A 17,269-nucleotide genomic window follows, 5' to 3' on the forward strand; every position below is an offset into this window, starting at 1 on the left:
CGATGCGCGCATATAGTGGCGAAGGCGGGCATGGCGAGCGCGTTCATTGCGCGGGCAGGGCCGCCGGCGCCTGCTCGCCATCGAAAGTGACGGTCACGGTCGCGCGGTCGTAGCCGGCGACCTGCAGCGGGATCGCGAGGTTCTGGCGGATCGCTTCGCGCGCGGCGGTGCGGGCGAGGGCGAGGATTTCCGGGTTCTTCGCGAACTCGCTCGCCTTGCGTTCGGCCTGCTGCGAATTGTTGCGGCTAAGATCGCGCGAGGCGTCGCGGGTGATGAACACGCCGTCCTGGAACACCCGCGCCTGCGCTTCGTCGAGGTTGGGGCGCGTGGTCTGGAGCTGCGGCAGGCGTACGGAAAGCTGCTGCGTCTGCGGGTTCCATGCCATTCGCTCGCGATCCATCTGCGACAGATCGACGCGGTATTCGACCGAGGCGGGCAGGATCATCGCCTGCCGCGAGCGCAGCACCGGCAGGCCGAGCACGCCGCGCGTGTCCTCGCTTTCGGCTACGACCTCGAAGCGCGAGGAGAACACGGTGAGCGAGTTCTGCTTCTCGAACGCGAGCATGGCGCTGCCGACCGGATCACCTTCCTCCTGATAGAAGAACGCGCGCCAGCCGAGCCACGCGGCGAGCGCGATGAGGCCGATCACGATCAGCCGCGGCACGGCCTGCACCAGCGCGAGCGGGCGCTCGCGGCGTACTTCGGGTTCGATGCCGTCGCGCTCGCGGCTGCGGGGTTTCAGAGGGTTTGCCATACGTCTCCCGAACGGCCGACCAGCCCGCGCCGTTCCAGATCGAGCAGGTGCGCGGTCACGCTCATCTCCGCCGCGCCGTGCAGCCGGGCGTCGAGCCCCTTGTACATGCGCGGCACGAAGTCTGCCGCCGAATGCGGCGCTTCGCCCAGAATGCGCAGAATCTGGTTCTCGCGCTGGCGGCGATGGCCGATCATCCCGCGCACGAGCTGGCGCGGCTTCTCTACCGCCGGGCCATGCGCCGGATAATAGACCCGGTCTTCGCGCGCGTGGAGCCGCTCGAGGCTCGCCATGTAGGCGCCCATGTCGCCGTCGGGCGGGACGACGACGCTGGTGGACCAGCCCATCACGTGGTCGCCGGTGAACAGCGCGCCGCTTTCCTCCAGCGCGAAGCACAGGTGGTTCGAGGTGTGGCCGGGGGTGTGAAGCGCGGTGAGCGTCCAACCCGGGCCGGTCATCGCCTCGCCATCCTCCAGCACCCGGTCGGGCGCGTAGTCGCGATCGAACGAAGCATCGGCGCGCGGACCCGAATCGTCGAGCACCAGCGGCGCGCAGCCGACCACCGGGGCGCCGGTTTCGGCAGCGAGCGGTCGCGCGCCGGGCGAATGGTCGCGGTGGGTGTGGGTGCACATGATCGCCGCGATTTCCGCATCGCCGAGCGCGCTGCGGATTGCGGCGATATGGCGCGGATCGTCCGGGCCGGGGTCGATCACCGCCACCCGGTCCGCGTCGCCCACGATATAGGTCTGTGTGCCGGTATAGGTGTAGGGCGAGGGATTGGGTGCGAGCACGCGGCGCACCAGCGGTTCGGGGCGCTCGACCTCGCCGGTCGGCCAGGGCTTGGGGGGCGGGCCTGCCATGCGAAGCCATATGGGGAGCGCAAGGCGGGCTGTCGAGGCGGCTGGCTCTGCGCTGCGTTCCGTGGCTAAGATAGCGGCATGTCCGACCGTATCCTCGTCCTCGACGCCGGAACCACCTCGACCCGTGCGATGCTGTTCGGCGCGGACGGCGCGTTGCACCACGTCGCCCAGCGAGAACTGACGCAGCACTACCCGCAGCCGGGCTGGGTCGAGCACGACGCGGGCGAGATCTGGCAGCGCACGCTCGCTTGCGCGCGCGAGGTGGTGGAGAAGGCGGGCGGCGCGGATGCGATCGCCGCGATCGGCATCACCAACCAGCGCGAGACGGTGGTCGCGTGGGATCGCAACACCGGCGAACCGCTCGCCCGCGCGATCGTGTGGCAAGACCGGCGCACCGCCGATCTGTGCGCCGCGCTGAAGGACGCGGGGCACGAGGGCGAGGTCCAGCGCCGCACCGGCCTGCTGCTCGATCCCTATTTCTCGGCCACCAAGATGCGCTGGCTGATGGACAACGACGCGGCGGTGCGCGCGGCGGCGGAGCGCAAGGCACTGGCACTCGGCACGGTGGAATCGTGGCTGGTGTTCAAGCTGTCGGGCGGCGCGTTCGTCAGCGATGCGAGCAACGCCAGCCGCACGCTGCTGCTGCCACTCGATGGCGCGCAGTTCGACGCCGGGCTGTGCGACTTGTTCGAAGTGCCGCAGGCGGCGCTGGCGGAAGTCGTCGATACGCACGGCGCACTCGCCGAGACCACGCTATTCGGCAGCGCGATCCCGATCTGCGGACTGGCGGGCGACCAGCAGGCGGCGACCGTGGGGCAGGCGTGCCTCTCGCCCGGCGAGACTAAGGCCACTTACGGCACCGGCGCGTTCGTCCTGACCAACCAAGGCGATGTGCCGCCCCGCTCCGAACACCGCCTGCTCGGCACCGTGTTGACCCAGCGCGGCGGCGAGCGGCGTTATGCGCTGGAGGGTTCGGTGTTCGTCGCGGGCAGCCTCGTGCAGTGGCTGCGCGACACGCTCGGCCTGATCTCGACCGCCGCCGAGACCGAGGCGCTCGCCCGTTCGATCCCCGACAGCGGCGGGGTCACGGTCGTGCCCGCGCTGTCAGGCCTCGGCGCGCCGCACTGGCGGGCCGAGGCGCGCGGCGTGATCGCGGGTCTCAGCTTCGCCAGCGGCCGGGCGCAGATCGCGCGCGCGGCGCTGGAGGCGATGGCGCACCAGACGCACGATCTCGCCGAGGCCTTCGCGGCGGACGGCACGGCGTGGCAGACCTTGCGGATCGACGGCGGAATGAGCGCGAACGACTGGATGGCGCAGGACCTGGCCGACATGCTGGGGGTCACGGTGGAACGGCCCGATTTCGTCGAGACCACCGCGCTGGGCGCGGCGATGCTGGCGGCTGTCGGCGCGGGGCTGCACGCTTCGCTGGAGGATGCGGCGGGCGCGATGCGCGGCAAGGTGCGCCGCTTCGAACCGGCGATGGCTGGCGCAGTCAGGGAAGAACGCCTGGTCCGCTGGCGCAAGGCGCTCGCCGCAGTCTAGCCGGTCAGCTTCCGCCCACCGCGCGGCCCAGCCGTTCGCGCAGGCGCAGGACCGCGGCGGGATGCATCGCGAAGCTGTCGCGCCAGGCACGGTCGAGCCGGGCCACGCGCGCATGGAGCCTCTCGCTCGCCCGGATCAGCGCGCAGATATCGGGTTCGAGCCAGGCGAGGTTTTCGGGATCGGCCAGGCGATCTTCGGGCAGCCGGCCGTGGCGCCGCAGCTGGAATTCGCTCATGTCGCCGCTGTAATAGGCGCGCTGGTTGAGCAGCCAGGCGAGCACGTGCATCACCCGCGTCGTCGTGCGCAGCCCTTCCACCGATAGCGAAAGGCGCAGCATGTCGTCGTCGGGCACGGAGGCGCCCCGGCGGGAGAGGTCGAACGCGGCGCGCACGTCGTCCGCGAGCAGCAGCGCCTCGCAATAGAGCGATTCGATGATCGCCTGGCCGATGTCCGCATGTGCCCCCATGGTCGTGCACGGCTATCGCACCGGCGCACGCGCGAACAGCGGCTGCGTTGGGGTTATCCCTTCCCGTTTCGAGACTGTGCCATCGCGGGACGGTTTTGCCGCCGATGATTAAGATTCCGGCGATCGCCGTTGCGCGCGGTCAGGCGATGATATCGGGCAGCAACTCGTCCTCGACCGCGGCGATCTGGTCGCGCAGTTGCAGCTTGCGCTTCTTCAGCCGCGCGATCTGGAGCTGGTCGGTCGATCCGCTCGCGCGCAAGGCGTCGATCGCCGCGTCGAGGTCGCGGTGCTCGATCCTGAGCGTGGCCAGGCGCTTGCGCAATTCGTGCTCGTTCATCCGGGCCCCGTTCCCGCCAGATCAGTTCATCGCGCATCTGCCCGGTCCTGTCGGAATGCGCAATCTCGGGACTTCGCAAGCCGCGCGCGTTGTGGTCTTATGACATCACGCGGCTCGCCCGCGAAAGCGAGTCGCTCCCCGGTCGCACAACCAAGGAGAGCCAAATGGTATCGTCCCACGCCAGCGCCCTGCAGAACAAGCATGCCGGTCTCGAAGCCCAGCTTCGCGCCGAACTCAACCGGCCATCACCCGACGCGGCGACGATCCAGGCTCTCAAGCGGCAGAAACTGAGGATCAAGGAAGAGCTGTCGGTCAGCTGACCGCGCGAGGCGCTTCCTATTGGGGCTGCGGTGCTATAGGCCGCTCGCATGAGCGCCGCCGCAGCAGCCCGCCAGATCCTGACCCGCCTGCACGAGGTCATGGCCTCGCGCCTCCATGCGCAGGGCAAGCTCGACCAGGTGGTCGATATCATCGCGGAGTGCCTCGATAGCGAGGTCTGCTCGATCTACCTCCTGCGCGAGGGCATGCTCGAGCTGTTCGCGACGCACGGGCTGAATGCCGAGGCGGTCCATGTCACCCGCATGGCGGTGGGCGAAGGGCTGGTCGGCACGCTGGCGGAAAACGTCGAGACGCTGAATCTCGCCGAGGCCAAGGCGCACCCCGACTTCCAGTACCGGCCCGAGACGGGCGAGGAGAAGTTCCACTCTTTCGCGGGCGTGCCGATCGTCTATCGCGAGCGCGCGGTGGGTGCGCTGTGCGTGCAGCACGTCGATCCGCGCCGCTACGAGGATATCGAGATCGAGGCGCTGCAGACCACCGCCATGGTCTTGTCCGAGCTCATCACCAACAACGAGCTGATCGACGAGGAGGAGGCGCGCGGCCTCGTCCCGGTCGATACCGGGCCGGCCACGATCACCGGCCTGCAACTGGTCAAGGGGCTGGCCAGCGGCACCGCGGTCTATCATCAGCCGCGCATCACCATCGACCAGGTCATGGCCGAGGATATCGAGGTCGAGCGCCAGCGGGTCTATCGCGCGTTCGACCGGATGCGCGACCAGATCGACAACCTGGCCGACCGCGCCGAATTCGGCGTCGGGGGCGAGCACGAGGAGGTCCTCGCGACCTACAAGATGTTCGCCTACGACGAAGGGTGGAGCCGGCGCATCAACGAGGCGATCGACGCCGGCCTCACCGCCGAAGCGGCGATCGAGCGTGTCCAGCAACGCACCCGCATGCGCATGCGCGAGATCGACGATCCGCTGCTGCAGGATCGGATGCACGATCTGGAGGATCTCTCCAACCGACTGCTGCGGATCGTCTCCGGCCAGCTCGGCACCGCCGCGACGCAGGGGCTGCGCGGCGACGCGATCCTGATCGCGAAGAACCTCGGCCCGGCCGAGCTGCTCGAATACGATCGCCGGCGTCTGAAGGGCGTGATCCTCGAGGAAGGCTCGCTCACCGCGCACGTGGTGATCGTGGCGCGGGCGATGGGCGTGCCGGTGCTCGGGCGGGTTCGCGGCCTGCGCGGGGTGGTGCAGGAAGGCGATTTCGTCCTGCTCGATGCCGACAACGGCAATGCCGTGGCCCGCCCGGCGCAGCAGGTGATAGAGGCGTTCGACACGCGCTTCGCCAAGTCGCGCGAGCGCCAGGCGATCTACGCCGAACTGCGCGCCGTCGAACCGTTCACCCGCTGCGGCACGCGGATCGAGGTGATGATGAACGCCGGGCTGCGCGACGACATCTCGTCGCTCGCGCTGGTCGGCGCCGACGGGATCGGCCTGTTCCGCACCGAATTCCAGTTCCTCGTTTCGGCCACGCTGCCGCAGCGCGAGCGCCAGTTCCGCCTCTATCGCGACGTGTTAGATGCCGCGGGCGACAAGCCGGTGGTCTTCCGCACCGTCGACATCGGCGGTGACAAGGCGCTGCCTTACTTGCGCGAGACCGAGTTCGAGCACGACGAGAACCCGGCGATGGGCTGGCGCGCGCTGCGCGTCGCGCTGGAGCGTGAAGGGCTCCTCAAGGCGCAGGCGCGCGCGCTGCTCGAGGCGGCGGCCGGGCGCTCGCTCTACGTCATGTTCCCGATGGTGAGCGAGCCGTGGGAATTCGACGCGGCCAAAGCGGTGTTCGACGGCCAGCTCGCCTATCTTCGCCGGCGCAAGAAGCTCCTGCCCGAAGCGATTCGCTATGGCGCCATGCTCGAAGTGCCTGCGCTCGCCGAAGTGCTCGACCTGTTTCTGCCGCGCGTCTCGTTTCTCTCGATCGGGACCAACGATCTCACGCAGTTCCTGTTCGCCGCCGATCGCGCCAATCCCAAGCTCGCCGAGCGTTACGACTGGCTGAGCCCGGCGATCCTGCGTTTCCTTCGTCGCATTTCGCAGGCGACGGTGGGCAGCGGGGTCGATCTCGGGGTGTGCGGCGAGATGGGCGGGCGGCGACTGGAGGCCCTTGCACTGCTCGGCCTCGGCTTCCGGCGCCTTTCGATCACGCCGGTTTCTGTTGGGCCGATCAAGGAACTGGTTCGCCAGGTCGACTTGCGCGAGCTGGAGAAGGCGATGCAGGGGTGGCTCGCCACCCCGCCGCCCGACATGCGCGCGGCGATGACCGAATGGGCGGTCGGGCACGGCATCGACCTCGATTGATCCGCCGTGCGTGAGGCCCGCCCCGTCGCAAACCGCGCGCCGGTGAAAAAGGTCGGCTTGACAGGGTAGCGCATGCTCCCTTGTTCGCGCTAAAGGTGAACACGCCGCGATACTCGGGTACGCTTAGGGACGGCATGTCGGACGAAACAAACGAAAATCCAGGGGAACTGCCGCTGGATGGGGCGGGCCAGCGCTTGCGCCGTGCACGCGAGCAGGCGGGGCTTTCGCTCGATCAGCTCGCGGCGGACACGCGCATTCCGCTGCGCCATCTCGAAGTGATCGAGCAGGGCGATTTTGCGGCCCTGCCGGCGCGGACCTACGCGATCGGCTTCTCGCGCACGTATGCCAAGGCGGTCGGGCTGGATCAGCGCGAGATCGCGCGGGAGGTGCGCGAAGAGCTCGGCATGTCCGAAACGCGCGAAGCGGTCCGCACCAGCAGCTTCGAGCCGGGCGATCCGGCACGCGTGCCGACCCGCGGGCTCGCCTGGTTCAGCGCCTTCGCCGCGATCCTGCTCGTCGCCGGCGGGTTCGCCTATTTCAAGGACTACTTCTATCCCGGTGCGGGCCCCGGTCCGCTCAAGGCTCCCGAAAAGGCGCAGGCACCGCAGCAGGCGGCAGCGGTGGCTCCGGCAACCGCGCCCGCCCCGTCGGGCCCGGTCGTGTTCACCGCCTTGCAGCCCGACACTTGGGTCAAGTTCTACGACGCCAACGGCGAGCAGCTGATGCAGAAGCAGATGGCGCAAGGCGAGACCTACACCGTCCCCGCCGATGCCGAAGGCCCGCAAATCTGGACCGGCCGCCCCTATGCGCTGGCGATCACCGTGGGCGGGCGCAGCGTGCCGAAACTGTCCGAAGTGGACGAGATCGTGCGCGATGTGCCGGTGACGGCGGAAGCGCTGCTGGAGCGCGAGACAGCGCAGGCCGGAGAGGGAAGTGCAGGCCCGGCGGAGGCCGGTCAGCCCTGATCGGCGGGTAAGCCGGACCGACTTTCCCACGATTTACCATTGCAAAACCCTCGACACTGCGCCGCGCATGCGGCAGGAATCGCCCTCATTCAGCGGCCGTTCGGGCGCTTGGTGGCTGAATGTCGGGGGTTTAAGGACAGGAGCGCGTTAACCATGATCAACCGCACGACCCGTGCATTCTTCGGTGCGTTGGCCATCGTATCGGTCGGCGCGACGTCGGCCCCGGCGCTGGCGCAGGACGGCAACGCGGAAGCGCGCCTGCGCAAGATCGAGGCGGAAGTGCGCGCGCTCCAGCGCAGCGTGTTCCCGGGCAGCAACGGGCGGTTCTTCCAGCCCGAGATTTCGGGCACCGCACCCGCGCAGCCGACAGCCGCCGCACCGACGTCCACGGCGGTCACCGACATCCTCGCGCGGCTCGATGCGCTCGAATCGCAGATCCAGTCGCTCACCGCGCAGACCGAGAGCAACGCCAACTCACTGAACGAGATGGAAACGCGGCTCTCCGCGCTGGAGGTGACGCGCACCGCGCCGGCGCCCAGCATCGACGCTGCGCCCAGTGCTTCGCAGGGCAATCTCTCGGCGATGACCGGTGGCGCCTCCACACCGCCGCCGCCTCCGCCGCCGCCCGCGGCGACCGGGCCGAGCGCACAACGCCTTGCCGCGGTGCAGGCGATCGCCAAGCCGCAGACCGACGATGCCGCGGACGATGAATATTCCTACGGCTTCCGGCTGTGGGAAGCGGGCTATTACCCCGAGGCGCAACAGCAGCTCGCGCTGTTCGTGGAGAAGTATCCCAATCACTGGCGCGCGACCTACGGGCGCAACCTGCTCGGCCGCGCCTATCTCGACGGGGGCAAGCCGGCCGAGGCCGCGCCGTGGTTCCTGCGCAATTACCAGTCGGACAAGCAGGGCGCGCGCGCGCCCGACAGTCTCCTCTATCTCGCCGAGGCGATGATCGCTTCGCAAGACACCAGCCGCGCCTGCATCGCGCTGGCCGAATTCGCCGACACCTACCCGGCGATCGCGTCGGGCCGGCTGTCGAGCCAGTACGAGGCGAACCGGGGCAAGGTGACCTGCAATTGACGCGGCGATCGATCCGACCCTCGTAGAGCGCTTCCGCGCCGACCTCGCCCGCGTCGCGCCCGATGGGGCCGCGCGGCTCGGGGTCGCGGTGTCGGGCGGGCCCGACAGTCTGGCGTTGTTGCTGCTCGCCCACGCGGCGATGCCCGGCGCGATCGCAGCGGCGACGGTCGATCACGGGTTGCGCCCCGAAAGCGCCAGCGAAGTGGCGATGGTGGGGCAAGTCTGCGCCCGGCTCGGCATCCATCACGATACGCTGCGCGTCGAACTCGCGCGCGGCAATGTGCAGGATGCCGCCCGGCAGGCGCGCTACGCCGCGCTGGAGTCGTGGGCGCTTGGGCGCGGGCTCGACGCGCTGGCGACCGCGCACCATGCCGACGATCAGGCGGAAACCCTCGTGATGCGGCTCAACCGGGGGAGCGGAGTCTCGGGCCTCGCCGGCGTGCGTGCGACGACGCGGGTTCCGGGCGGTGACCTGCCGCTGCTGCGTCCGCTGCTCGGCTGGCGGCGCGCCGAACTGGCCGCGGTGGTGCAGGCTGCCGGGCTGGAACCGGCACACGATCCCTCCAATCGCGACGAACGCTTCGACCGTGTCCGCATCCGCCGCGCGCTCGCCGATGCGGACTGGCTGGACCCGCTGGCGCTGTCACGCAGCGCGGACCATCTGGCCGATGCCGACGACGCGCTGCGCTGGGCGGCCGAGCGCGAGTGGGCGGAGCGGGTGGAAGAGCGGAAGGATAAGTCGCGTAGGGGCTATCTTTATCGCCCCCAAGCCCCGCGCGCGGTGCGCCTGCGCGTGCTCGCCCGCGCGATCGGCCTGTTGGGCGGCGCTCCGCGTGGGAGCGCGGTGGCCGCGCTCGACGATGCATTGATGCGGGGCGCGTCCGGCAACTGCGGCGGCGCCGCCGCGCGCTGCGCCGAGGGCGGCTGGCTGATCGTGCCCGAACCGCCGAGGAGTGCAGCTCAGGGGTAGGCGGTCAGATAATCGTATCGCCCATCGCCAGTGTCTCGCCGCGGGTGATGACGACCCTGTCGCCCTTCTTCGCCACCGCGAACAGGCGGCTGGCGAGTTCGTCGGGGATGGCGATGCAGCCGTGGCTGGCATAGCCGTTTTCGACTTGCGAACCCCCGTGGATCGCGATCCCGTCATGCGTCAGTCGCAGCGTCCACGGCATCGGCGCGTTGCCGTATTTCTCCGAGACGTTGTGGCGTTCCTTGCTGATAATCGGGAAGGTGCCGGTCGGAGTGGGATGGGCATCGGTGCCGAGCATCGCGGCCGCCGCGCCGATCTCGTAGCCATTGCGGAACACCGAGATCACGCGCGCATCGAGGTCCACGGTGATGACCAGCGGGCCGGGGGGCACGCCCTCGTCGTCCCAATGCCACTCGCCGTACTTGATCGGGCCCTCGATCGGCAGGATGCGCTTGATGACCAAGGTGTCGCTAGCCGCGGCGGCTGCAACCGGCTGCGGCGTTTCCACCGGAACCTGGGCCGGACCGTTCTCCGCCACCGTTGCGATGGCCGCCGCATCCACCGGGATCGCTTGTTCGAGCGACGGAGCCTTGTCGGCCGCGACGGTCGCGGTCTCCGGTCGCTCCATCATGCCGCTCGCCAGAGCAGCGCCGCCGAAGAGGAGAACGAGTGCGGCGGTCGCGCCGCCGATCCATTTGAGCATCGGGTCCATGCGGCGACTATGCGCCGCCGCCCCGTTAACCACCAGCCCCGCGGTTCAAGCGTCCCGCTGGGGGACGCGGACCGGGCAAAAGTTAACGCGCGAGCGCCGCCGCCGCGCGCGCCAGCCGCTCGACCTCCGCACCATCGGGCGCGCCGCGCGGCGCCACCCAGCTCCCGCCGACGCACAGCACCGGATCGAACGCCAGCCATTCGGCGGCGTTGTCCGGCCCGATCCCGCCGGTCGGGCAGAAGCGGCACTGGCCGAACGGTGCGGCGAGCGCCTTCAGCGCGGGCAGTCCGCCCGCCGCCATCGCGGGGAAGAACTTGAAATGCGTGAGGCCGAGGTCGAGCCCGCGCATCACGTCGCCCGCGCTGGCGATACCGGGCAAAAACGGCGCGCCGCGCTCCATCGCCGCGCGCGCGAGCGGCTCGGTGAGGCCGGGCGAGACGATGAATTCGCTGCCTGCCGCCAGCGCTTGGTCGAGCTCGTGCGGATTGGTCACCGTGCCCGCGCCGACGATCGCGCCGGGCACGCGCTTCATCGCGGCGATCGCGTCGAGCGCGGCGGGCGTGCGCAGCGTGACCTCGAGCACCGGCAACCCGCCCGCGACCAGCGCCTCGGCCAGCGGCGCGGCATGGGCCACGTCGTCGATCACGATCACCGGGATCACCGGCGCGGTCTTCATCAGGGTGGCGATATCGGTCATGTCAAAGTCCTGCACTGGCGAGCATGGCCGAGCCGCCGCGTTCGGCGCCGTCGGCGAAATTACGGAACATGGCGAACAGCTCGCGCCCTGTGCCCATGTCGGGCGACGGGTCGGGCGCGGGATCGCGCGCGTCGAGGTCGGCATCGGTCGAAAGCTCGCCGGTGGCGGCACACAGGCGCACCACGTCGCCGTCGCGCAGCCTGGCGAGCGGCCCACCGCCCAGCGCCTCGGGCGTGCAGTGGATCGCCGACGGCACCTTGCCGCTCGCGCCCGACATGCGCCCGTCGGTGACGAGCGCGACGCGGTAGCCGCGGTCCTGCAACACGCCCAGCGGCGGGGTCAGCTTGTGCAGTTCAGGCATGCCGTTGGCGCGCGGGCCTTGAAAGCGCACCACGACCACGACATCGCGGTCGAGCTCGCCCGCCTTGAACGCCTCGGCAACCTCCTTTTGCGTCTGGAAGACGCGGCACGGCGCCTCGATCGTCCAGCGCTCCCGCTCCACCGCGGAGGACTTGAAGCACGCCCGGCCCAAGTTGCCCTGCACCAGCCGCATCCCACCATCGGGCTGGAATGGCTCGGCGGCCGGGCGCAGCATTTCGGTATCGCCGCTGGGGCCGGGATCGCGCCACGCCAGCGTGTCGCCGTCGAGCCCCGCCTCGAGCGAATAGCCCGACAGGTCGCCCGTGCTCACCGTCAGCAGGTCGCGATGCGCCAACCCGGCTTCGAGCAGTTCGCCGATGACGTAGCCCATGCCGCCCGCCGCGTGGAACGCGTTCACGTCGCCCGATCCGTTGGGATAGACGTGCGCGAGCAGCGGCACGGCGGTCGACAGTTCGGACAGGTCGTCCCAGTCGAACGCGATGCCGCCCGCGCGCGCCATCGCCGGAATGTGGATCGCGTGGTTGGTCGATCCGCCGGTCGCGAGCAGGCCGATCGCGGCGTTGACGATCGCCTTCTCGTCGACGCAGCGCGCGAGCGGGCGGTAGTCCTCGCCGTCCTGCCCGATCGCCGCGACGCGGTGCACCGCCTCGCGGTCGAGCGCCTGGCGCAGCTTGGTGCCCGGCTGGACGAAGGCGCTGCCCGGAATGTGCAGCCCCATCATCTCCATCATCATCTGGTTGGAATTGGCGGTGCCGTAGAACGTGCAGGTGCCCGGCGAGTGATAGCTGCCGAGCTCGCTTTCGAGCAGTTCGTCGCGCCCGACCTTGCCTTCGGCATAGAGCTGGCGGACGCGCTGCTTTTCCTTGTTGGCGATCCCGCTCGGCATCGGGCCGGAGGGGACGAAAATGCACGGCAGGTGGCCGAAGCGCAGCGCGCCGATCAGCAGGCCGGGCACGATCTTGTCGCAGATGCCCAGCGTCAGCACCCCGTCGTACATCGCATGGGAGAGCGCGACGCCGGTGGAGAGCGCGATCACGTCGCGGCTGAACAGGCTGAGTTCCATGCCCGTCTCGCCCTGCGTCACCCCGTCGCACATCGCCGGGGTCGCGCCCGCGACCTGCGCCGTGGCGCCCACCTCGCGCGCGTAGATCTTCAACCGCTCGGGATAGCGGCCGTAGGGCTGGTGCGCGCTGAGCATGTCGTTGTAGCTGGTGACGATGCCGATGTTCGGCCCGCGATCGGCCTTCAGCGCCTCCTGATCCTCCAGCGCGCCGGCGTAGGCGTGCGCGAGATTGGAGCACGAGACCTGCCCGCGATCGGGGCGGTTGTCCGCCTCGCGCGCCATCAGTTCGAGATAGTCGGCGCGGCTGTCGCGCGAATTGGCGATCACGCGCTGCGTGACGCGGTGGACGGTGTCGTGGAGGGTCATGCGGCCTCCTTTCGGTTGCTTGGGTGCGCGGGGGCGTCCCTATCCTTTCTGTCATTCCCGCGAACGCGGGAATCCATGGAGGAACGGCGGACCCTGGATCCCCGCGTTCGCGGGGATGACAAGGGGAGCGGGGAGCGCACTTCCTCCGCGCCTCCGCGTCTCCGCGTGATCCGACAATCACTCATGCCAGGTCACCCCGTCGCGCTCCGCCAGCGCGATCGCGGCGCTCGGGCCCCAGGTGCCCGAGGCGTAGGTGCGCGGCTCCAGCGCCTGCTCGTCCCATCCGGCGCGGATGGCGTCGATCCAGTCCCACTGTGCCTCCACCTCGTCGCGGCGGACGAACAGCGTCTGGTCGCCTTCCATCAGGTCGAGCAGCAGGCGTTCGTAAGCGATCCGCCGCACCGCGCCCGAAAAGGCGTGCGGCATCGCGATGTCGAGCGGCACCGAGCGCAACCGGATGCCCTCGCGGTCCAATCCCGGCACCTTGGTCATCAGCGAGAGGGTGATGTTCTCTTCGGGCTGGATGCCGATGACGAGCTTGTTCGCGTGGACCCGCGCGCCCTTGTCCTCGAAGATCGAATGCGGGATCGGGCGGAAGTGGACCACGATCTCGGTCGTCCGCTCGGGCAGGCGCTTGCCGGTGCGCAGGTAGAACGGCACGCCCTTCCAGCGCCAGTTGTCGACATGCGCCTTGATCGCGACGAAGGTTTCCGTGCCCGAATCCTTGCCGAGTTCCTCGTCGTAGCCGGGGACCGACTTGCCCTTGATCGCGCCCGCGCGGTACTGGCCGGTCACCGTCTCGCCCTCGGCCACCTGGCGCAAGGCGCGCAGCACCTTAACTTTTTCGTCGCGCACGGCGGTCGCGTCGAAGTTGCCAGGCGGTTCCATCGCCACCAGCGCGAGCAGCTGGAGCATGTGGTTCTGCACCATGTCGCGCAGCGCCCCGGCATCGTCGTAAAACGCCACGCGCCCTTCCAGCCCGACGGTTTCGGCCACGGTGATCTGCACGTGGTCGATATGCGCCGCGTTCCACAGCGGTTCGAACAGGATGTTGGCGAAACGCAGCGCCAGCAGGTTCTGCACCGTTTCCTTGCCGAGGTAGTGGTCGATGCGGAAGATCCGCTCTTCCGGGAAGGCCGCGGCGACCGCGTCGTTGATCTCGCAGCTCGTCGCGAGATCGGTGCCGAGCGGCTTCTCGAGGCACATGCGCACGTTCGGCCCGTCCAGCCCGGCGTGCTGAAGCCCCCGGATCGTCGGCTCGAACAGGCTGGGCGCGGTCGAGAGGAAGATCGCGGTGCCGCGCTTCGGCGAGCCGACCTTGGCCGCCAGTTCCTCGTACCCTTCCAGCGTGGTCGCATCGAGCGGCTGGTAGGTCAGTCGGTTGAGGAAATCGGCCATCCCGCCGCGCCGCCCGGCGGGCAGGAACTTCTCCAGCGCCTCGCGCGCGAAGTTGCGGAATTCGGCATCGCTCATGTCCGACCGCGCGGTGCCGACGATCTTCAGATCATCTGCGAGCAAGTCGTCGTGGTCGAGGGCGCACAGCGAAGGCAGCAGCATCCGCTGCGCCAGGTCGCCCGTTGCGCCGAACAGGACCAGCCGGTCCGCAGTGAAACTCATGCTGCGCGCCTCTCGCTCATCTTACCTGTCTAGGCATGCGCGCGGCGCGGTGCCAGTGCGCCGCATACATATTCAGCTTCGTGCCTTCGCCGGGTTGCGCTTTTCCGCGCTCTTGCCGATAGGGGCGCGATGAGCAAACGGCGGCCGACCTCGATCGACGTGGCGGAGCGGGCGGGCGTCAGCCAGTCCACCGTCTCGCGCGCATTGGCGGGCTCCGAAGTCATTACCGAGGCGACCCGCGCCCGCGTGCTGCGCGCGGCGGAGGAAATCGGCTACTTCGTCGACGAGCGCGCCGCGCGGCTGCGGCGCGGATCGACCGGTACGCTGGCGGTCGTGGTGATCTGCCGGCCGGGCCAGACCGCGGCGGACATCAACCCCTTCTCCTACATGCTGCTCGGCAGCGTCTGCCTCGCCGCGTCGGAGCGCGGCTTCGAAACGCTGGTATCCTTCCAGGCGGGCGACGAGAATTTCTTCGGCCATTACGAGGAACGCGGCTGGGCGGACGGGTTGGTGGTGATCGGCACCACCACCAACCGCGCGGCGTGGGACTATTTCCGCGGGCTGGAGCGCGAAGGGCGGCGCGTGGTCTATTGGGGCGGGCCGTTCGACGATCTCGAATGGGTCCGCTCGGACAACGTCGCCGCCGGGCGCATGGCGGTCGAGCACCTGCTTGCGCAGGGCTACCGCGCGCCGTGCTTCCTCGGCGCGATCGATTCGCCGCAGCACCAGTTCGCCGAACGCTACGAAGGATATTGCGAGGGGATGCGCGCCGCCGGGCTGACGCCGAGCCTCGTCGTCACGCAGGACGGCGCCACGCGCGAGGAGGAAGGGCGCATAGCGATGGCCGGCTGGCTGGAGCGGGGCGGGCAGGCCGACGCGGTGTTCGCCGCCTGCGATGCGATGGCACTGGGCGCGCTCGAAGAACTGGCGCGCCGTGACGTGGCGGTGCCGCGCGAGATCGGCCTGATCGGCTTCGACGACCTGCCCGCGGCCCGTTTCGCGCAGCCTTCGCTCACCACCATCGCCCCGGACCCGGCGGCGGCCGGTTCGCTGCTGGTCGATGCCCTGTTCGCCAACGGCGACGATGCACCGCGCCGCGTGCCGGTGTCGCTGACCGCACGAGGCAGCACGGCCCGTTCCTGATCCTCCCCATCGTCTGGCGATGGGGAGGGGGACCGCGAGACGCGAAGCGGCTCGGGGTGGAGGGGTATCGTATTACTTCGCCCCTCCGTCATCGCGCGCTGGCGCGCTCGCTGCCACCTCCCCATCGCAAGTCGATGGGGAGGATCGAGGGTTACCCGTGCGCGCCGAATTCGTTGGCGATCGCGGTGGAGATGCGCAGGCTCAGCGCATGGGCGCGTTCGATCGGAGCGATGAAGGCGTTCTCGATCGTGGCGTAACCGCCCGCGCCGTGATCGGGGTAGTCCGAAGGCTCGTCGAGCACGTAGTCCGACGGCGCGGGGAAGCGCGTGGGGAACGCGCGGCGCAGTTGCGCCAGCGCCTCGTCCACCCGCAGCGTCAGCACCATCTCGATCACGTCGCCGCGGCTGATGTCGTTCGCGCGGCTGAACGCGGGCACCGCCACCGCGCGCAGGAACATGTGCTGGAGCAGCGCGAGCCGCAGCGCCTGGAGCACGCCGATCCGGCGGCGCACGTCTTCCCGACCCGCCATCGGCGCTTCGTCGGGCAGCAGGCCGAGCAGCCTGTGTAGCTTGAGCGCGTCGATCCTGAGGCGCGAGGCGAGGCGGCGGAACACGCCCGCGCGGTCGTCCTTCACCAGATATTCGGCCAGCGCGGCGCAGGCTTCGGCAAGGTGCCCCTCGGTCCCGCGATAGGTCCGGCTGGCCCAATAGGCCGAGTTGTAGAGTTCACCATAGGCCGCGACGGTCTTGATGCTGGCGAGGGCGTTCGACGCGCGCACCAGCCGCACGATCTGCCGCCCGCGCGCGCTTTCGCCCAGCAGTTCGGCGATTTCCTCACGGTTGCTGTCCGCCGCGCTGCCGAGCCCGGCGATCACGTTCACCGGATAGCCGAGTTGCTGGAGGATCGCGTTGTGCGGGATCGCGCGGATCTGCCGCAGGCTCATCTCGCGGTCGGCGTTGAGGTCCGACTGGCGGCGCGCCACGCGGCTGCCGGTGGCGTTCAGCAGGCCGAGGCCGAACGCGGTGACGGCGCGGCTGTAGGTCTTGCTTTCCAGATGCTCGTGCTGGTGATCGCGGATCGCGCGGTAGAAATCGAGGCTGAGGTCGGTGCGGCGGTAGAACGGATCGGCGGGCGCCCCGGCGTCGGTTTCGGACGGGCGCAGTTCGGCGATACGGGTGAGCGTGGCGAGCGCCAGTTCGGGATTGGCGAAGAACAGGTAGCCGTCGCCGCCCTGGAAGCTCACCTCAGGCTCCAGCCGGATGCCGGCGCGCGCGAACCGGCGCCGCGCCCAGGGGGAGAGCGGCCATTCGAGCCGGTCGGCGAACCCGCCCGGATGCGCGCCGCGGCCCATGCCTTCGCCGTGCGTGTCGAAGATCAGCGCGGCGACATCGGTCAGCCCGTTCGCCGCCATCGCTTCCGCCAACCGGCCCTGCAGCCGCTCGATCGCGAGGCTGGCGGGGATCTGGCCGACGAAGCGCCCCGCGTCGGAAAAGCCGGTCTGGATGCACACCCGGCCGCGCGCCTTCGCGTAATCGCGGTAGATGTCCTCGGCCAGCAGCGCGTCGAGGAAGCGGCCCCCGTGCTCCAGCGCGGTCTCGGTCTCGAACAGCGGCGAGACGTCGACCTTGTCCTCGATCCCGAACAGGCGCGCGAAATAGAGCGCGGCGAGCACGGTGG

General features: G+C 69.6%; 16 protein-coding genes. 7 read left to right on the forward strand and 9 right to left on the reverse strand.

Annotated elements, in window-relative coordinates; translation table 11 throughout:
* Window positions 1-43 precede the first annotated feature (43 nt).
* Both ACE3QC_RS12970 and ACE3QC_RS12975 read right to left on the reverse strand, forming a co-directional pair.
* On the reverse strand, window positions 44-754 hold the full coding sequence (locus tag ACE3QC_RS12970) for a DUF4230 domain-containing protein (RefSeq protein ID WP_374408887.1): 711 nt from the start codon (window positions 752-754) through the stop codon (window positions 44-46).
* Window positions 739-1,611, reverse strand: a complete 873-nt coding sequence (locus ACE3QC_RS12975; protein WP_374408889.1) for an MBL fold metallo-hydrolase — start codon at window positions 1,609-1,611, stop codon at window positions 739-741. The genes ACE3QC_RS12970 and ACE3QC_RS12975 overlap by 16 nt, the downstream gene beginning before the upstream one ends.
* 78 nt (window positions 1,612-1,689) lie before the next feature.
* Here ACE3QC_RS12975 and glpK point away from each other — a divergent pair, with 78 nt between their 5' ends.
* Window positions 1,690-3,153 carry a glycerol kinase GlpK gene (gene glpK / locus ACE3QC_RS12980; protein WP_374408891.1) on the forward strand — a complete coding sequence of 488 codons (1,464 nt, stop codon included), beginning with the start codon at window positions 1,690-1,692 and terminating at the stop codon, window positions 3,151-3,153.
* A 4-nt stretch (window positions 3,154-3,157) separates the two neighbouring features.
* Here glpK and ACE3QC_RS12985 read toward each other — a convergent pair whose 3' ends face one another.
* Together ACE3QC_RS12985 and ACE3QC_RS12990 are read right to left on the reverse strand one after the other, a co-directional pair.
* The gene (locus ACE3QC_RS12985) at window positions 3,158-3,619 is read right to left on the reverse strand and encodes a DUF1465 family protein (protein WP_374408893.1); all 462 of its coding nucleotides are present in this window, start codon (window positions 3,617-3,619) and stop codon (window positions 3,158-3,160) included.
* 139 nt (window positions 3,620-3,758) lie between these two features.
* Window positions 3,759-3,956 carry a YdcH family protein gene (locus ACE3QC_RS12990; protein ID WP_374408895.1) on the reverse strand — a complete coding sequence of 66 codons (198 nt, stop codon included), beginning with the start codon at window positions 3,954-3,956 and terminating at the stop codon, window positions 3,759-3,761.
* A gap of 164 nt (window positions 3,957-4,120) precedes the next feature.
* Here ACE3QC_RS12990 and ACE3QC_RS12995 point away from each other — a divergent pair, with 164 nt between their 5' ends.
* From ACE3QC_RS12995 to tilS, 5 genes are all read left to right on the forward strand, one after another.
* The gene (locus tag ACE3QC_RS12995; RefSeq protein WP_374408896.1) at window positions 4,121-4,276 is read left to right on the forward strand and encodes a YdcH family protein; all 156 of its coding nucleotides are present in this window, start codon (window positions 4,121-4,123) and stop codon (window positions 4,274-4,276) included.
* A gap of 48 nt (window positions 4,277-4,324) precedes the next feature.
* Entirely contained in the window at window positions 4,325-6,595 is a 2,271-nt protein-coding gene (ptsP, locus tag ACE3QC_RS13000; protein ID WP_374408898.1) for a phosphoenolpyruvate--protein phosphotransferase, read from the forward strand.
* Window positions 6,596-6,729: 134 nt separating this feature from the next.
* Window positions 6,730-7,560, forward strand: a complete 831-nt coding sequence (locus ACE3QC_RS13005) for a helix-turn-helix domain-containing protein (RefSeq protein WP_374408900.1) — start codon at window positions 6,730-6,732, stop codon at window positions 7,558-7,560.
* 153 nt (window positions 7,561-7,713) lie between these two features.
* Entirely contained in the window at window positions 7,714-8,643 is a 930-nt protein-coding gene (locus ACE3QC_RS13010; RefSeq protein ID WP_374408902.1) for a tol-pal system YbgF family protein, read from the forward strand.
* A gap of 88 nt (window positions 8,644-8,731) precedes the next feature.
* Window positions 8,732-9,613, forward strand: a complete 882-nt coding sequence (gene tilS / locus ACE3QC_RS13015) for a tRNA lysidine(34) synthetase TilS (RefSeq protein ID WP_374408904.1) — start codon at window positions 8,732-8,734, stop codon at window positions 9,611-9,613.
* 4 nt (window positions 9,614-9,617) lie between these two features.
* Here the strand turns inward: tilS and ACE3QC_RS13020 are convergent, their stop codons facing one another.
* The 4 genes from ACE3QC_RS13020 to zwf form a co-directional block, all read right to left on the reverse strand.
* Window positions 9,618-10,325: a L,D-transpeptidase family protein gene (locus ACE3QC_RS13020; protein ID WP_374408905.1), complete on the reverse strand. Its 708-nt coding sequence runs from the start codon at window positions 10,323-10,325 to the stop codon at window positions 9,618-9,620.
* 82 nt (window positions 10,326-10,407) lie between these two features.
* The gene (gene eda, locus ACE3QC_RS13025) at window positions 10,408-11,022 is read right to left on the reverse strand and encodes a bifunctional 4-hydroxy-2-oxoglutarate aldolase/2-dehydro-3-deoxy-phosphogluconate aldolase (protein ID WP_374408907.1); all 615 of its coding nucleotides are present in this window, start codon (window positions 11,020-11,022) and stop codon (window positions 10,408-10,410) included.
* Between the two features lies 1 nt (window position 11,023).
* Window positions 11,024-12,832 (reverse strand): phosphogluconate dehydratase, encoded by a 1,809-nt coding sequence (gene edd, locus ACE3QC_RS13030; RefSeq protein WP_374408909.1) that lies wholly within the window; start codon window positions 12,830-12,832, stop codon window positions 11,024-11,026.
* Window positions 12,833-13,009: 177 nt separating this feature from the next.
* Window positions 13,010-14,449, reverse strand: a complete 1,440-nt coding sequence (zwf, locus tag ACE3QC_RS13035; RefSeq protein ID WP_374408911.1) for a glucose-6-phosphate dehydrogenase — start codon at window positions 14,447-14,449, stop codon at window positions 13,010-13,012.
* Between the two features lie 129 nt (window positions 14,450-14,578).
* Between zwf and ACE3QC_RS13040 the strand changes: the two genes are divergently transcribed.
* Window positions 14,579-15,592, forward strand: coding sequence for a LacI family DNA-binding transcriptional regulator (locus ACE3QC_RS13040; protein ID WP_374408913.1), 1,014 nt, complete (start codon window positions 14,579-14,581; stop codon window positions 15,590-15,592).
* Between the two features lie 151 nt (window positions 15,593-15,743).
* Here the strand turns inward: ACE3QC_RS13040 and ACE3QC_RS13045 are convergent.
* On the reverse strand, window positions 15,744-17,269 hold a 1,526-nt coding region (locus tag ACE3QC_RS13045; RefSeq protein ID WP_374408915.1), incomplete at its 5' end, for a phosphoenolpyruvate carboxylase.

Source organism: Pelagerythrobacter sp., assembly GCF_041912895.1.
In the GTDB taxonomy this organism is placed as follows: domain Bacteria; phylum Pseudomonadota; class Alphaproteobacteria; order Sphingomonadales; family Sphingomonadaceae; genus Pelagerythrobacter.

What these genes read in the sequence shown, in the direction of transcription:
- ptsP (WP_374408898.1), top strand. Translation starts at nt 4,325, where the DNA reads ATGAGCGCCGCCGCAGCAGCCCGCCAGATCCTGACCCGCCTGCACGAG.
- zwf (WP_374408911.1), bottom strand. Translation starts at nt 14,449, where the DNA reads ATGAGTTTCACTGCGGACCGGCTGGTCCTGTTCGGCGCAACGGGCGAC.
- ACE3QC_RS12990 (WP_374408895.1), bottom strand. Translation starts at nt 3,956, where the DNA reads ATGAACGAGCACGAATTGCGCAAGCGCCTGGCCACGCTCAGGATCGAG.
- ACE3QC_RS12975 (WP_374408889.1), bottom strand. Translation starts at nt 1,611, where the DNA reads ATGGCAGGCCCGCCCCCCAAGCCCTGGCCGACCGGCGAGGTCGAGCGC.
- ACE3QC_RS13005 (WP_374408900.1), top strand. Translation starts at nt 6,730, where the DNA reads ATGTCGGACGAAACAAACGAAAATCCAGGGGAACTGCCGCTGGATGGG.
- ACE3QC_RS13020 (WP_374408905.1), bottom strand. Translation starts at nt 10,325, where the DNA reads ATGGACCCGATGCTCAAATGGATCGGCGGCGCGACCGCCGCACTCGTT.
- eda (WP_374408907.1), bottom strand. Translation starts at nt 11,022, where the DNA reads ATGACCGATATCGCCACCCTGATGAAGACCGCGCCGGTGATCCCGGTG.
- ACE3QC_RS13010 (WP_374408902.1), top strand. Translation starts at nt 7,714, where the DNA reads ATGATCAACCGCACGACCCGTGCATTCTTCGGTGCGTTGGCCATCGTA.
- glpK (WP_374408891.1), top strand. Translation starts at nt 1,690, where the DNA reads ATGTCCGACCGTATCCTCGTCCTCGACGCCGGAACCACCTCGACCCGT.
- ACE3QC_RS13040 (WP_374408913.1), top strand. Translation starts at nt 14,579, where the DNA reads ATGAGCAAACGGCGGCCGACCTCGATCGACGTGGCGGAGCGGGCGGGC.
- ACE3QC_RS12995 (WP_374408896.1), top strand. Translation starts at nt 4,121, where the DNA reads ATGGTATCGTCCCACGCCAGCGCCCTGCAGAACAAGCATGCCGGTCTC.
- edd (WP_374408909.1), bottom strand. Translation starts at nt 12,832, where the DNA reads ATGACCCTCCACGACACCGTCCACCGCGTCACGCAGCGCGTGATCGCC.
- ACE3QC_RS12985 (WP_374408893.1), bottom strand. Translation starts at nt 3,619, where the DNA reads ATGGGGGCACATGCGGACATCGGCCAGGCGATCATCGAATCGCTCTAT.
- ACE3QC_RS12970 (WP_374408887.1), bottom strand. Translation starts at nt 754, where the DNA reads ATGGCAAACCCTCTGAAACCCCGCAGCCGCGAGCGCGACGGCATCGAA.